Origin of the sequence: Rhodococcus sp. MSC1_016, assembly GCF_023667485.2 — a bacterium.
GTDB lineage: Bacteria > Actinomycetota > Actinomycetes > Mycobacteriales > Mycobacteriaceae > Rhodococcus_F > Rhodococcus_F oxybenzonivorans.
This window is the reverse complement of record NZ_JAMOZI020000001.1, coordinates 1-13,070: the sequence shown is the minus strand read 5'-3', so window position 1 is coordinate 13,070 and position 13,070 is coordinate 1. Positions and strand designations below refer to the sequence as shown.

The 13,070-nt window shown below is 65.4% G+C and carries 9 protein-coding genes; 4 read left to right on the top strand and 5 right to left on the bottom strand.

The window, feature by feature from the left end; genetic code table 11:
- Genes L1080_RS00045 through L1080_RS00035 form a run of 3 tightly spaced genes read right to left on the bottom strand, consistent with a single transcriptional unit; the run spans position 1 to position 3,880 of the window.
- Positions 1-1,041, bottom strand: a complete 1,041-nt coding sequence (locus L1080_RS00045; protein ID WP_250772519.1) for a carbon-nitrogen hydrolase family protein — start codon at positions 1,039-1,041, stop codon at positions 1-3.
- Positions 1,041-3,473, bottom strand: a complete 2,433-nt coding sequence (locus L1080_RS00040) for an oxidoreductase (protein WP_250772521.1) — start codon at positions 3,471-3,473, stop codon at positions 1,041-1,043. Before L1080_RS00040 ends, L1080_RS00045 begins: the two co-directional genes overlap by 1 nt.
- Positions 3,470-3,880 carry an acyl-CoA thioesterase gene (locus L1080_RS00035; RefSeq protein WP_159924277.1) on the bottom strand — a complete coding sequence of 137 codons (411 nt, stop codon included), beginning with the start codon at positions 3,878-3,880 and terminating at the stop codon, positions 3,470-3,472. Before L1080_RS00035 ends, L1080_RS00040 begins: the two co-directional genes overlap by 4 nt.
- A 198-nt stretch (positions 3,881-4,078) precedes the next feature.
- On the opposite strand from L1080_RS00035, the gene L1080_RS00030 reads away from it, so the two are divergent.
- The 4 genes from L1080_RS00030 (at position 4,079) to L1080_RS00015 (ending at position 10,581) form a co-directional block, all read left to right on the top strand.
- Positions 4,079-5,191: a cupin domain-containing protein gene (locus tag L1080_RS00030; protein WP_250772523.1), complete on the top strand. Its 1,113-nt coding sequence runs from the start codon at positions 4,079-4,081 to the stop codon at positions 5,189-5,191.
- Positions 5,192-5,238: 47 nt separating this feature from the next.
- The gene (locus L1080_RS00025) at positions 5,239-6,135 is read left to right on the top strand and encodes a fumarylacetoacetate hydrolase family protein (RefSeq protein WP_250772525.1); all 897 of its coding nucleotides are present in this window, start codon (positions 5,239-5,241) and stop codon (positions 6,133-6,135) included.
- Between the two features lie 28 nt (positions 6,136-6,163).
- Positions 6,164-6,961, top strand: coding sequence for a maleate cis-trans isomerase family protein (locus tag L1080_RS00020; protein WP_280123272.1), 798 nt, complete (start codon positions 6,164-6,166; stop codon positions 6,959-6,961).
- A 128-nt stretch (positions 6,962-7,089) separates the two neighbouring features.
- Positions 7,090-10,581 carry a serine/threonine-protein kinase gene (locus L1080_RS00015; protein WP_250772527.1) on the top strand — a complete coding sequence of 1,164 codons (3,492 nt, stop codon included), beginning with the start codon at positions 7,090-7,092 and terminating at the stop codon, positions 10,579-10,581.
- Between the two features lie 5 nt (positions 10,582-10,586).
- On the opposite strand, the gene L1080_RS00010 is transcribed toward L1080_RS00015, so the two are convergent.
- Both L1080_RS00010 and L1080_RS00005 read right to left on the bottom strand, forming a co-directional pair.
- Complete coding sequence (locus L1080_RS00010; protein WP_250772529.1) at positions 10,587-11,825, bottom strand: dienelactone hydrolase family protein; 1,239 nt, start codon at positions 11,823-11,825, stop codon at positions 10,587-10,589.
- Positions 11,826-11,861: 36 nt separating this feature from the next.
- Positions 11,862-13,070: flavin reductase (locus L1080_RS00005; protein ID WP_459030073.1), on the bottom strand; the 1,209-nt coding region annotated here is incomplete at its 5' end.

The following is a 13,070-nucleotide window of genomic DNA, read 5'->3' as shown; positions in this document are numbered from 1 at the left end:
CTATTGATCGTACCCCGGGATTTCGTCTTCACCCCAGGGTCCGATCAGGGCACCTTCCGGTTCGGCGAGCGGTCCGCCCCCTCCGTTGAAGGTGACCGGCTGCTGCGGTGCGGTGTTGACGTTGAGGGAGAAGATGTCGAAGCGATTGTAGTGACCGATGATGTCGTGCATCTGCTTCGGCGCGATGCAGCGAGCCAGGTCGATCTCGCCGTAGACGATTCCTTCCTTGTCCACCAGGGGTTCGGAGAGGGGGCGCCCGTCGGGTCCGAAGATCCCGGACAAGGCGCTGCGCTCGCGCCGCAGCATCTGCGCTGCTTCCTCGTCGTCCCCGGCGACGATGTCGATGATCTCCTCGGAGACGGTCGAGCAGGAGACGACCGAGAACAGTTTGCCCTCGAAGGCGTGTGCGGCGGTACGAATGGCGATGGCGTCGGCCATGTCGTAGTCCTTCGGCGCCACCGGCAGCGAGATGTAGTTGGCGACGTGTACGAGCTCCCCCTGCGCCAGGAGTGTGAAGCGGGCGAGGGTGTTCGTGTTCTCCCCGCACGCCAGGACGCCGAGTGGACCGACCTCGGTGTTGTGCACGCGCAGGGTGGATCCGTCGCCGTTGGTCCAGGTGAGCTTCTCCGCCCAAGTGGGGACCAGTTTCCGGTGTACGGCGATCAGGGAACCGTCGGGCCCGATCGTGAGGACGCTGTTGTACAACACTCCCAGGCTGTGGCGGCCGCGTTCGTTGACGCCGATCACGACCGTGGTCTTGGTGGCGGCCGCCGCGGCACGAAGGGTGTCCAGATGCCGGCCGGGTATGTCGATCGCGGCGCGATAGAGCCGTTCGAACCACTCCCCTCCCTTGACCGGGTTCATCGTCCAGTTCCAGTACGGATAGCCGGGGACGAACACCTCGGGGAAGGCAATCAGCGTGGCGCCGGCCGCAGCGGCCTCGTGGATGAGCCCGACCGCCTTCTCCACGGTGGCGTCCGGGTCGAGGTACACCGGAGACGCCTGCACGGCTGCAGCGGTGAAACGTGGGAAGGTGTCCATCAGCGTGCCGCCTCGGTCATGGTGCCGGCATTTGGGCGCCAGCGTTGGTGGATGGTGGGCTCCGCCTCCCCGAACAGGGCCAGCTGGGGCCGCGCCCGTCCGGTTGTGGGCGGCCTCGCCGATCCGGCCGCGTAGAGAGCCGGCCATTGGCCACCGGCGCCGCGGTAGCCGATCTCGGCAGCGGCGTGCAAGGTCCACGAGGGGTTGTGCAGGTGCGCGCGGCCGATCCCGATGAGGTCGGCGCGACCGGCCAGCAGGATCGAGTTGGCGTCGTCGTCGGAGGAAATGGCGCCGACCGCGATCGTGCAGATACCGACGTCGGCGCGGATGCGCTCGGCGAAGGGGGTCTGGTAGCCGCGCCCGTACTCGGGGCGCTCCTCGGCCACGACCTCGCCGCTGGAGACGTCGATGGCGTCGACACCGTGTTCGGCGAACGCCCGCGCGATGGCGACGGCGTCGTCGATGGTTGTGCCGCCCGGGTACCAGTCGACGGCCGAGATCCGCACCAGGAGGGCCTTGCCCTTGGGCCAAGCTGCCCGAACCGCGTCGATGACCTGCAGCGGGAAGCGGAGGCGGTTCCGCAGGCTTCCGCCGAAGTCGTCGGTGCGCTTGTTTGTCAGCGGCGACAGGAAGGTCGAGAGGAGGAACCCGTGCCCGGCCTGGATTTCGAGCACATCGAATCCGGCCGTGTCGGCGGCCCGGGCGGCCCGGGCGAAGTCCTCGACAATGTCCTCGAGCTCGGAGCGGTCGAGTTCGCGGGGCGCGGGGAGGTCACCGAAAGCGATCGCGGACGGCCCGACGGTCTCCCAGCCCTTGTCACCGAGGGAGGTACCGAGGGTGCCAGCGATGGGAACGGTGGTCGCACCCTTGCGTCCGGAATGGTTGAGCTGGACGCCGATGGCCGCGGTGGTGTTGTTGTGGACCAGATTGGTGATTCGACGGTAGGCGAAGATTTGTTCGGGGGCGTACAGGCCGGCACACGCGGGGGTGACGCGTCCGGCAGCGCTGACGGCCGTCATGCCGGTCATCACCAGACCGGCGCCGCCGAGTGCCGCGCCGGCCAGGCGTGCGAGTTCCGGGTCGCCGACAATCCCGTCCGTGGCGGAGTAGGTGGCCACGGGTGCGGCGACGATGCGGTTCTTCAGCCGGGTGTTCGCGATGCGGTAGGGCTCGAACATCGGACGGGGCGGCTGTTCGGTGGAGTCCGGTGACTGCGCCCAGTGGTACCAGTCGTTGAGGGTGTCGATGTATTCCGGATCGCGATCGCGCAGGTTGTCGTAGGTGACGCGGCGGCTGCGGGTGAGGAGGTTGAACCCGAACTGCGGAGGTGCCTGACCGACGGAGTGCTCGATCGACTCGAACCACTCCAGGCTGGCCTGCGCCGCGCGTTGCGTGGATTCGACCACGGGCCGCCGTTCCTGCTCGTAGCGGAGCAAGGCCTGTGCGACGTCCCGGTCGTCGACGGTCAGGCTCGCCGCCAGAGCGAGGGAATCCTCCATGGCGAGCTTGGTTCCCGAGCCGATGGAGAAGTGCGCGGTGTGCGCGGCATCGCCGAGGAGGACGATGTTGCCGTCGCGCCACGACGTGTTGCGGACCGTCGTGAACTGGATCCAGCGAGAATTGTTGGTCAGCAGTTGATGACCCTCGAGGTGATCGCCGAGCAGGCTGGCGCACAACTCGACGCTCTTCGTATCGCTGTGTCCCAGGGCGAACTCTTGGGCGGCGAACGCGTCGAATCCCGCGTTACGCCAGCTCTTCTCGCTCATCTCGACAATGAAGGTGCTGCGCTCACTGCTGAACGGATAGGCATGCACCTGTATCGGGCCGAATTCTGTCTCCGCGACGATGAAGGTGAACGCGTCGAAGATCTTGTCGGTGGCCAGCCACATGTAGCGGCAGTTCCGGACATCGAGGTCGGGGCCATATGCTTCGGGGCTCGACTTACGAGTGAACGAGTTGACTCCGTCGGCGGCCACCACGAGGTCGTGCGTGCGGGCGAGATGTTCCGCGGCGGGAGCGATGGTGTCGTACCGCACGTCGACACCGAGTTGCGCGCACCGCGTCTGCAGAATGTTGAGCAGGGTCCGCCGCTCGATTGCCGCGAAGCCGTGCCCGCCGGATGTCAGCACCTCACCGCGGTAGTGGATGTCGATGTCGGTCCAGCGGGCGAACTGTGCTTCCATGTCTGCGAAGATCTTCGGATCGGCCGCGGTGATCCCGTCGAGGGTTTCATCCGAGAACACAACGCCGAAGCCGAAGGTCGTGTCCGCGGCGTTACGTTCGAAGACTGTGATTTCCCTTCGCGGATCCAATTGCTTGGCCAGAGCGGCGAAGTACAAGCCGCCCGGGCCGCCACCGATGACGGCGATTTTCAACGACGGCAGTCCGTCGTCGACTCGCGCCGAGCGCACTGTTGCTTCTTGACTGGTCACTTGGTCACCACTGCTTCCTGGGTACGAATCGGGTCGAATGCGTCGAGGACGGGTTGCGGCCACGGCGTCGACGTCGGCGACTCCGGGGTGGCGTGGGCGACGATGAGGGTTCCGTCGGCTGCCACGCCCTCTTTGCCGCGGACCTCGAAGGTGTACGCGAGAGAGGTGTTTCCCAACCGTGCCACCTCGAGGGTCACGGTCACGGTTTCGCCGAACCACAGCCGCGATCGGTAATTGATCTCGTGGCGTACCCGCGGGGTCTGCCCGAACAGCCATGCCAGGCCGTGCTCACGAAGAAGCGCCGCCTCGGCGGCTTCTACGAATCGCACGATGCACGAATGATGTTGGTGGCCTGCAGCATCGGTGTCGTACCACTCCACCGTCCGCTCGATCGTCACTTTCGCCATCTGTCACTGACCACCTTTCATCGAAGTCGATGACCGAACTTTATAGCGCCCTTGTGACGATCGTCAAGACAGGTGTATATTGGAAATTGCGACGGGCGGTGAATGCTTGCGCAGCACGATCGACATCCACTGAGAACAGGTCGGCCGCACGCGCCCAACGCCATACACATGCGTTGCCGACACAAGGGAGGAACACACATGTCACTCAGTGACGACGTTCTCGGTCGGGCTCGGGTCAAGGACACCGCAGCCTTGGAAGCGTTCTATGACGAACTCGGCAAGCGCGACACGGTGGCGCTATGGACCGTGGCCAACAAGATCGAGCCGTGGTTCCCCCAGCCGGCATCGGTGCCCATCCTCTGGCGCTACGAGGACATCCGCCCGTTCGTCATCGACTCGCTCGCGCTGGTCAAGCCGGAAGACGCCGGTCGACGGGTGGTGGCCCTGGTCAATCCCGAACGCAAGGACGTCACCGCCGCGGTCGGGTTGCTGTACACCGGCCTGCAGGGAATGGGCCCCGGCGAGTCGATGACCGCGCATCGCCACATGGCGGCCGCCCTGCGCTTCGTCGTCGAAGGACAGGGCGCCTGGACGGTGGTGGACGGACAGAAACTGAAGGTCGGCCCCCGTGACTTCGCCATCACCCCCAGCTTCACCTGGCACGAGCACGGCAACGAGGACTCCGACGAGCCGGTCATCTGGCAGGACGGACTCGACATCCCCCTGGTCAATGCCCTCGACGCCGGGTTCTACGAGGTCCACCCGGACCACTACCAAGAGCGGGGCGCGGTGGTCAACTCCTCGCTGCTCACCTACGGCGCCGGCCAATTGCGTCCCGTGGGCTTCGAGGAGGGTTGGACCAAGCCCTACTCGCCGCTGTTCGCCTACCCGTGGGAACCCACCTACGCCGCCCTGCAGAACGCGGCGAAAGCGTCGGAGGGATCACCCTACGACGGCATCCTGCTCGAATACTCGAACCCGCGGACCGGCGGGTCGGTGATGCCGACATTGAGCGCCCACATCCAGTTGCTGCGAGCCGACCAGCACACCCGCGCCCACCGGCACACCGGATCGGTCGTCTACAACGTGGCCAAAGGCGAAGGCTACTCGGTCATCGCGGGCCGACGATTCGACTGGAAGCAGGGTGACATCTTCGTCGTGCCCTCCTGGGCGTGGCACGAGCATGCCAACCTCGGCGCCAGCGAGGAGGCGGTCCTGTTCTCCTTCAACGACTTCCCCGTCATGCGTTCGCTCTCCTTCTGGCGCGAGGAGGCGTACCTGGAGAACGACGGTCACCAGCCGATTCAGTAACTCGCCTCGCACACCACCATCACCAACCCCCAGAACAAGGACCGTTCATGATTCTTCTGACCTTCTCCACCCGTGACAACACCCCCCGGCTCGGCGTCCAGCGCGACGACACGGTCATCGACGTCACCGCCCTGGCACGGAGCACCGGCGCCGAGGTGCCGGCCGATCTGTCGACCCTGATCCACCAGGGCAGTGCGGGTCTCGCCGCACTGACCGCGCTGATGGCCAGTGACCGGGCGCAGCAGTTCAGCCTCCCGATCGCCGACGTCACCGTGCACGCTCCGCTGCGCCCGGGCAAGATCATCGGCGTCGGCCTCAACTACACCGAGCACGTCGCCGAGTCGGCACGGACCCTCGACACCGACAAGGATCTGCCCCAGCGCCCGGTGTTGTTCAGCAAGCCAGGCACCGCGGTCGTCGGCCCCGGCGAGCCGATCCGCCACAACGCGAACCTCACCAACCAGCTCGACTGGGAATGCGAGGTGGCCGTCGTCATCGGCCGCACCGCGAAGAACGTGTCGGCAGGCGACGCACTCGACTACGTCTTCGGGTACACCATCATCAACGACATCAGCGCCCGGGACCAGCGTCGCGGCGGACAGTGGTTCTTCTCCAAGGGACAGGATTCGTACGCGCCGCTCGGACCGGTCATCCGCACCGCGGACGACGTCGCCGACCCGCACGCCCTGGACCTGTCCCTGCGCGTGAACGGCGAAGTCAAGCAGAAGTCGAACAGCCGCTACATGCTCTTCACGATCCCCGAGCTGATCGAGGACATCACCTCCGGGATGACCCTCGAGCCCGGAGACGTCATCGCCACCGGCTCCCCCGCCGGCGTCGGCGCCAGCTTCGTGCCCCAGCAGTTCCTCACCCCGGGCGACGTGGTCGAGTGCACCGTCGAATCGATCGGAACGCTGAGCAACCCGGTCATCGACGCTCGCTGATGCCTGTCCGATCAGAAAGGGAAGCCCGATGAGCAACCGCCCGTACCGTATCGGCCAGATCGTGCCGAGCTCCAACGTGACGATGGAAACGGAAATACCCGCCCTCTTCCGGGCGCGGGAAACCGTCGCCCCCGAGCGATTCACCTTCCACTCGAGCCGCATGCGGATGAAGGAGGTGACCAAGGAGGAACTCGAGGCGATGGATGCCGACTCGACTCGATGCGCCGCCGAACTCTCCGACGCACGAGTCGACGTCCTCGGCTACGCCTGCCTGGTGGCCATCATGAGCATGGGCAAGGGCTACCACTGCGTCTCCGAACAGAAGCTGGCCCAGATCACCCTCGACAACGGCGCCCCCGCGCCCGTGGTCACCAGCGCCGGCGCGCTGGTCTCCGCGCTCGAGGTGCTGGGAGCGAAGAAGATCGCGTTGGTGGCGCCGTACATGAAGCCCCTCACCCAGCTCGTGGTCGAGTACATCCAGGATCAGGGCATCGACGTCGGTGACTACCGGGCGCTGGAGATTCCCAACAATCTCGATGTGGCCGCACACGATCCGCGCAACCTCGTGCAGATCGCGAAGCAACTCGACTACCAGGACGCCGACGTCATCGTGCTCTCGGCGTGCGTCCAGATGCCATCACTGCAATCGATCGAGATCGTGGAAAACGAACTCGGCAAACCGGTGATCTCGGCCGCCGTCTCCACCGCGCACCAACTGATGCGGGCGCTCGATCTGCCTGCCATCGCCCCCGGCGCCGGGGCTCTGCTGTCCGGAGACTATGCCCACGCCCCCTACATCCCGAGTCTGCCGATCGCCGTGAAGTGATCCTTCCGGCCCTCGGCTCGAAGTGACCGACTCGAAGTGACCGTGTGGGCCGCGGCGCGATCCGCCGCGGCCCACACGGACCTTGGACCGCACCCACGCTGGTGTGATACTGGGTCAGAGGTGGTGAGATGGCTGACCCCGATCCCTTCGCGACACAAGCCGACGCCCCCCACGCGATAGCCGGCGAACTGATCCTGGACGGCTTCGATGAACCCGTGGAGATCGGGCGTGGCGGGTTCGGTGTCGTCTACCGTTGTATGGAGACTGCCCTCGATCGGACGGTCGCGATCAAGGTGCTCTCCGGTGTGGATGACGAAAACCGGAATCGCTTCCTCCGCGAGCAACAGGCCATGGGCCGCCTGTCGGGCCATCCGAACATCGTGACCATCTACCACGCCGGGAGCACACCGCGGGGGCAGCCGTACATCGTGATGGAGTACCACCGCCACGGCTCGCTCGAAGCGATCATTCGTCGCGACGGACCGCTCGGCTGGGAGAAGGCCTTCGATCTAGGCATCAAGATCTCCCGCGCTTTGGGCAGAGCGCATCAGGCGGGGATCCTGCACCGAGATGTCAAACCCTCGAATATCCTGCTCACCGACTACGACGAACCCCAACTCACGGACTTCGGCATCGCCCGCATCCACGGTGGTTTCGAGACCGGGACCGGTGTAGTGCTGGGTTCGCCTGCCTTCACCGCACCGGAAGTGTTCACCGGACGGGCACCGACGGTGCAGTCCGATCTCTACAGCCTGGCCGCGACTCTTTTCTGCCTCATCACCGGCCACGCCGCCTTCCAGCGCCGCGACGGTGAACAACTGGTCGCGCAATTTCTTCGAGTGGCCTCCGAACCGGTGCCCGATCTCCGCCAGGCCGGAATCCCGGCGCAGGTGTGCCGTGTCATCGAGCGCGCGATGTCGGAAGACCCGACGCGCCGCCACGTGTCCGCGGACATCCTCGAGCAGGACCTCCGCACAGCTCTACGACGCACCCGCGCCACATCCCCCGATCTTCCGGCGGACGCGGACGTCACGCAGCGCGGGCACCCGTACCTGATCGAGGGTCCTGAAGCTCATGCCGGACCACCGTCGGTGACCCCGCCACGGTTGTCGACGAAGTACCGGCCACGTACCCAGCCTCGCGCCACGGTGCAGCGGCGCCGCCTGATCGAGGCCCTGCACGCCGGTGGGGATCGGCGGCTCGCGCTGATTCATGCGCCGGCAGGATTCGGCAAGAGCACCCTGGCCGCCCAGTGGCGCGACTTGCTGACCGACTCCGGGGCGCCCGTCGCCTGGCTCAGTATCGACCACGACGACAACAATGTCGTCTGGTTCCTGGCGCACCTCCTCGAAGCGATTGCGTTGGTGAGGCCCGCACTCGCCTGCGATCTCCCACAGGTGCTGCAAGAGCAGGGTGAGCACGCAACCAGATACGTCCTGTCCACACTCGTCGACGAGATCCATGACACGGGCGAGGTGGTCACGGTCGTCCTCGACGACTGGCACCGGGTTTCCGACGCGGCAACCGTCGCAGCAATGGCGACTCTGCTCGACAGCGACTGCCACCACCTGCGCTTCATCGTGACGAGCCGAACACAAGCCGGGCTTCCGCTGAGCCGGTTGCGGGTTCGCGACGAGTTAGTCGAAATAGATTCCACTGCACTGCGGTTCGACCTCCCGGAAGCGCGATCGTTCCTGTCCGACCAAGGAGGACTCGCCCTCACCGCCGACGACATGGCCAATCTTCGCGAGACGACGGACGGATGGGTTGCCGCCCTGCAACTGGCCTCCCTCTCACTACGCGGGCACACCGATCCGGCCACCCTGATCGGGCAACTCTCCGGGCGCCACCACGCGATCGGCGAGTACCTCGCCGAGAACGTCCTCACCTCGCTCGAACCCGAGCTTCTCCACTTCCTGCTCGCAACATCGGTGACCGGACGCATCAGCGGCGGACTCGCGTCGGCGCTGACAGCTAGCAGTGACGCCCAGGCTCGGCTCGAGGAAATCGAGAACCGGGACCTGTTCCTGCGAAGACTCGACGAGGACGGCGAGTGGTTCCGCTTCCACCACCTGTTCGCAGAGTTCTTGCGTCGCCGGCTCGAGCGAGACCAACCGGACATGGTCGGCGAACTCCACCTCCGTGCCTCCCACTGGTTCGGTGAGCACCACCTGCTCAGTGAGGCCGTCGATCACGCCTTGGCATCGGGTAATCCCGAGCTGGCGGTGCAGTGGGTGGAACGCGAGGGAATGCGATTGCTCGAACAGTCCCAGATGGCGACGCTCATCGGTTTGATCGACAAACTCCCACCCCGACAGGTGCTCGCACACCCAGTGTTACAGATTGCGTTGGCCTGGTCGCACGTACTGCTGCATCACCCGGCGCCCTCGGCGCTTCGGGCATTGGACCGCGCGGAAGCAGCGCTGACCCAGCACCCTCACGCAGACGGGGATCAGACCGCCCTGTTGATCGAGGCTTCGTTGGTCAGGGGCGTCGTCGAGTTGTTCGCCGATCATTCCGTCACGCTCGGTGAGCGGATCTCGGACTGTCTCGAACGCCCCGAGACCGTACGGCCGTTCGTGGTGTCGGGGGCAGCGAACGTCGCGTCGTTCGAGGCGATCTACCGGTTCGATTACGACGCCGCCCGCCGATGGCAGGAGTGGGCGACTCCCTACAACCAGCAAACGTCGGGACCCTTCAGCGTCCTCTACGGATACTGCTTCGCGGGGATCGCCGCACACGAGCAGCTCGACACGACCGCTGCCGAGAAATACTTCCGGATAGCGCTACGGCTGGCGAAACAGTCCGGCGGCGGGCAATCGTACGCAACCCGCGTGGCCGGCGCGATCTTGGGAGACTTGCTGTACGAGCAGGGCCATGTGTCCGAGGCCGAAGTCCTTCTCGACGCCAGCCATACCCTCCGGTCCGAGGGCGGCATCGTCGATTTCATGCTCGCGACGTACGGCACCGGGTCTCGTATCAAGGCGCTGCGCGGAAATCTGGGCGCCGCGTACCAACTTCTCGACGAAGGGGCCGAGATCGCCGCGATGCTGACGTTGCCGCGCCTGACCGCCCGCATCCGGAACGAGCGAATACGGTTGGCGCTGGCCGATCCTTCGATTTTCGACGAGCATCCGCGATGGGCACAGACAGTTCCCCGCGACAGCGACGACCCCGCCTCACACACAAGCGGGATCGACCTGATCACGCAAGAGCTGCATGAAGACTCCGACATTCGGCTCCTGCTCCACGCTGCCTCGCCGACGAATCAGGAAGCAACGGCGACCGCGTGCCATCGGTCGCAGGCGATGCTCGAGCGTATCTCCCGGCAGTCGCGGCCGAAAGCGCTCCTGAGGGCTCGGCTTCTGCACTGCACGTGCTTGTTCGCGGCCGGCCGTACGTCGGAGGCGAAGGAGTGCGTGATACCGGCTCTGGCCCTGTGTGCCGACCGCGAACTCCCCCGCGTCGTGCTCGACGCAGGACCAGCTGTGGCCGAGGTGGTGGCCTCGCTCGAGTCCGATCTGCAGCTCGGCAGGTGGCAGCCACAATGGGAACGAGTCCCGAGTTCATTTCTCACTCGGTTGACAGACGACTTCGGGTCCAGCAGCCACCGCGCGTAGGGCCGCTACGCGATCGGCTTGCCCTCGCTGTTCGCCCAGCTGGGCATGAGTCCGTTCGAGGGAAGCGATTTGTCGAGAAGTTTCTTACCCTGTGCGGTCCCGGCAACGGGAAGCCCCGTCGGATCGAGCAGCCCGATCTGCACCAGTACACCCGCCTGATCCCAGTAGATGTGCTCGTTGTACAGCTTGTCTCCGCGCAGGGTGACGACAGCAACCAACGGAATTTCGACGTATCGTCCGGTCGGCGCGACACCGGGAAGCATCCAGTCGATCTCGCGGTCGTGCGTGAAGCAGAACAACTGCTCTTCGACGATCCGATCGGCTCCGACGGTGCGAGAAATCGGAATCGTCTTGGTGTCGTCAGGGTTGTTGTGCACGAAATGGTGGGCGTAGAACCGCGCGAGGTCGTTCTGTCCGACGCCACCGGTCAGCGTTGGAACGTGGTTGACATAGGGTTCGTCGACCATCGTGGCCATGGTGGCCGGAACATCGCGGGCCTCGAACTCGTAATAGATGTGCCGGTCCCAGAGTGCGGACAGATCGTGTCGGGGTCCGATAGTGGTACGCATAACCTCGAGGGTGCGCGAGTAGGCGAGTCCGGCGGAGAGGGGTTCGTAAACCTCGCGGCCGTGGGTGGCGAAGGCATGATCGACGCCGGCGTAGTCGTAGATACGCACCCGATCGTTATCGCCGAACGCCTTCCGGATGGAATTGCGGGCATCCTCGGGGCAGTAGGAGTCGTGCTCAGCCAGATGGAAGACCATGGGAACGGTCAGCTCGGCCGCTTCGTCGAGGTGGTCGTGGACACCGACACCGTAATAGCTGATGGCGCAGTCGACGTCGAGCCGAACCGCGGACAGGTAAGCGAGCAGCCCGCCGAGACAGTATCCGATGAGGCCGATGCCGCCGACGTGAGTGGCCAGGCCACGCAGGGCCGTGACGGTGTCGCCGATGTCCGTGACGGCCAGGTCCTCGTCGAGTGCGTCCCGCAATTCGAGCCCCCGGGTGAACCCGGCCTGGTCGTAACCGAGTTCCTGCCGAGCGCCCGAGCGCCAGAAGAGATCCGGGACAAGGACCACGTACCCTTCCTCTGCATAGCGGTCGGCCATGTCCCGCATGTAGTCATTGATCCCGAAGATTTCCTGTAAGAGAATCAGTCCCGGGCCGGAACCCTGTGCCGGTTCCGCAAGATACGCGGTGAAGGACTCACCGGAGCCCTTGGCGATTTCGATGTACTTACCCATTGAGTGGTGTCGCTTTCGGTAGAGAAGCAGCGGCGGTCAGAAGTCGGGATGCTTGGTCACCAAGCGGTAGGACCCCGAGTGGAAGACCAGAGGCTCTCCGGGATCCGCATCATATTGTTCGATCTCACCGAGGAAGATGATGTGGTCGCCGGCCTCTACTCGCTGGACCGTCCGGCACTGGAAATGCGCGATGGCGTCATCGATCAGGGGAACGCCGGCAATTCCTTCGGTGGTCGCCACACCGGCGAACTTGTCCTCGGCCGGCGTCGAGAATTGCCGGGACAGATCGTGTTGGTTTGCCGCGAGGACGTTGACAGTGAAATGCGTGGCCGCCGTGAGGTCGGGGAGGCTCGGCGCCTTGCTCGCCGGACACCACGACACCAAGGGCGGATCCATCGACACCGAGGTGAACGAGTTCGCCGTGACACCGACCTTCCGACCGTCCGGGGCCCGCGCGGTAATCACCGTTACCCCCGTGGCGTACTGGCCGAGAGCACGCCGTAGGTCACGGGGATCGAACTGAGCCTGCTCGGCGGCCCGCCCGGTCTCGATCACACGCTGCGCCTCGGCGGCGTCGAACCACCAGTTATGCACGGTACGTGGATCATCGAAGCCTGCGGCGATGGCCGACGCCAGCGCCGGCGAGTCCTGCGCCGCCGCGAACAACCCGAGGACCGGGTCGGACGGTCCACGAAGCAGGCTGTTGGTCCACGACACGGCCCATTGCGCCCAGCCGCGCCAGAACTTGTCGAACGTGCGTTGCATCCACTGCGCGTCGAACGGTTGATCACCCCGGTTCACGATCGCATCGAGGTACACAGCGACCGCGTGGGCAGCGTTGTTGCTGCCCTGACCCGTGAGCGGATCATTGAGGACAACAGCGTCAGCCATGCCGAGCACGACGTTGCCCGAGGCAAGTTCGGCTACCGGGCGCCGGACCGTCGGTGTAAGTCGGCCGCGCAATACTCCGGCCTCATCGGTGAGAGCGATGTCTCCGGTCCTGGCGAATTCCGCAGGGAAGTGCTCTGCCAGCACCTCCTTGGCGCGCTCGAGATGCGCCTGCGGAGTGTGGACATCGTCCCAGCAATCCATCGGTCCACCCGGGACGCCTTCGAACACCATCACATGACAGGGGCCGGTGGTGGTCAGCGCCGGAAGGACGAAGTACTCCCCGACCCCGGGGACGATGTTCAGTGAGAGATCGGCACCGGCGGGGTGTTCGGCAAGGCCGCTCACGTACGCCAG

Coding starts and splice junctions, on each gene's coding strand:
- L1080_RS00045 (WP_250772519.1), bottom strand. CDS start 1,041: ATGGACACCTTCCCACGTTTCACCGCTGCAGCCGTGCAGGCGTCTCCG.
- L1080_RS00035 (WP_159924277.1), bottom strand. CDS start 3,880: ATGGCGAAAGTGACGATCGAGCGGACGGTGGAGTGGTACGACACCGAT.
- L1080_RS00030 (WP_250772523.1), top strand. CDS start 4,079: ATGTCACTCAGTGACGACGTTCTCGGTCGGGCTCGGGTCAAGGACACC.
- L1080_RS00025 (WP_250772525.1), top strand. CDS start 5,239: ATGATTCTTCTGACCTTCTCCACCCGTGACAACACCCCCCGGCTCGGC.
- L1080_RS00020 (WP_280123272.1), top strand. CDS start 6,164: ATGAGCAACCGCCCGTACCGTATCGGCCAGATCGTGCCGAGCTCCAAC.
- L1080_RS00015 (WP_250772527.1), top strand. CDS start 7,090: ATGGCTGACCCCGATCCCTTCGCGACACAAGCCGACGCCCCCCACGCG.
- L1080_RS00010 (WP_250772529.1), bottom strand. CDS start 11,825: ATGGGTAAGTACATCGAAATCGCCAAGGGCTCCGGTGAGTCCTTCACC.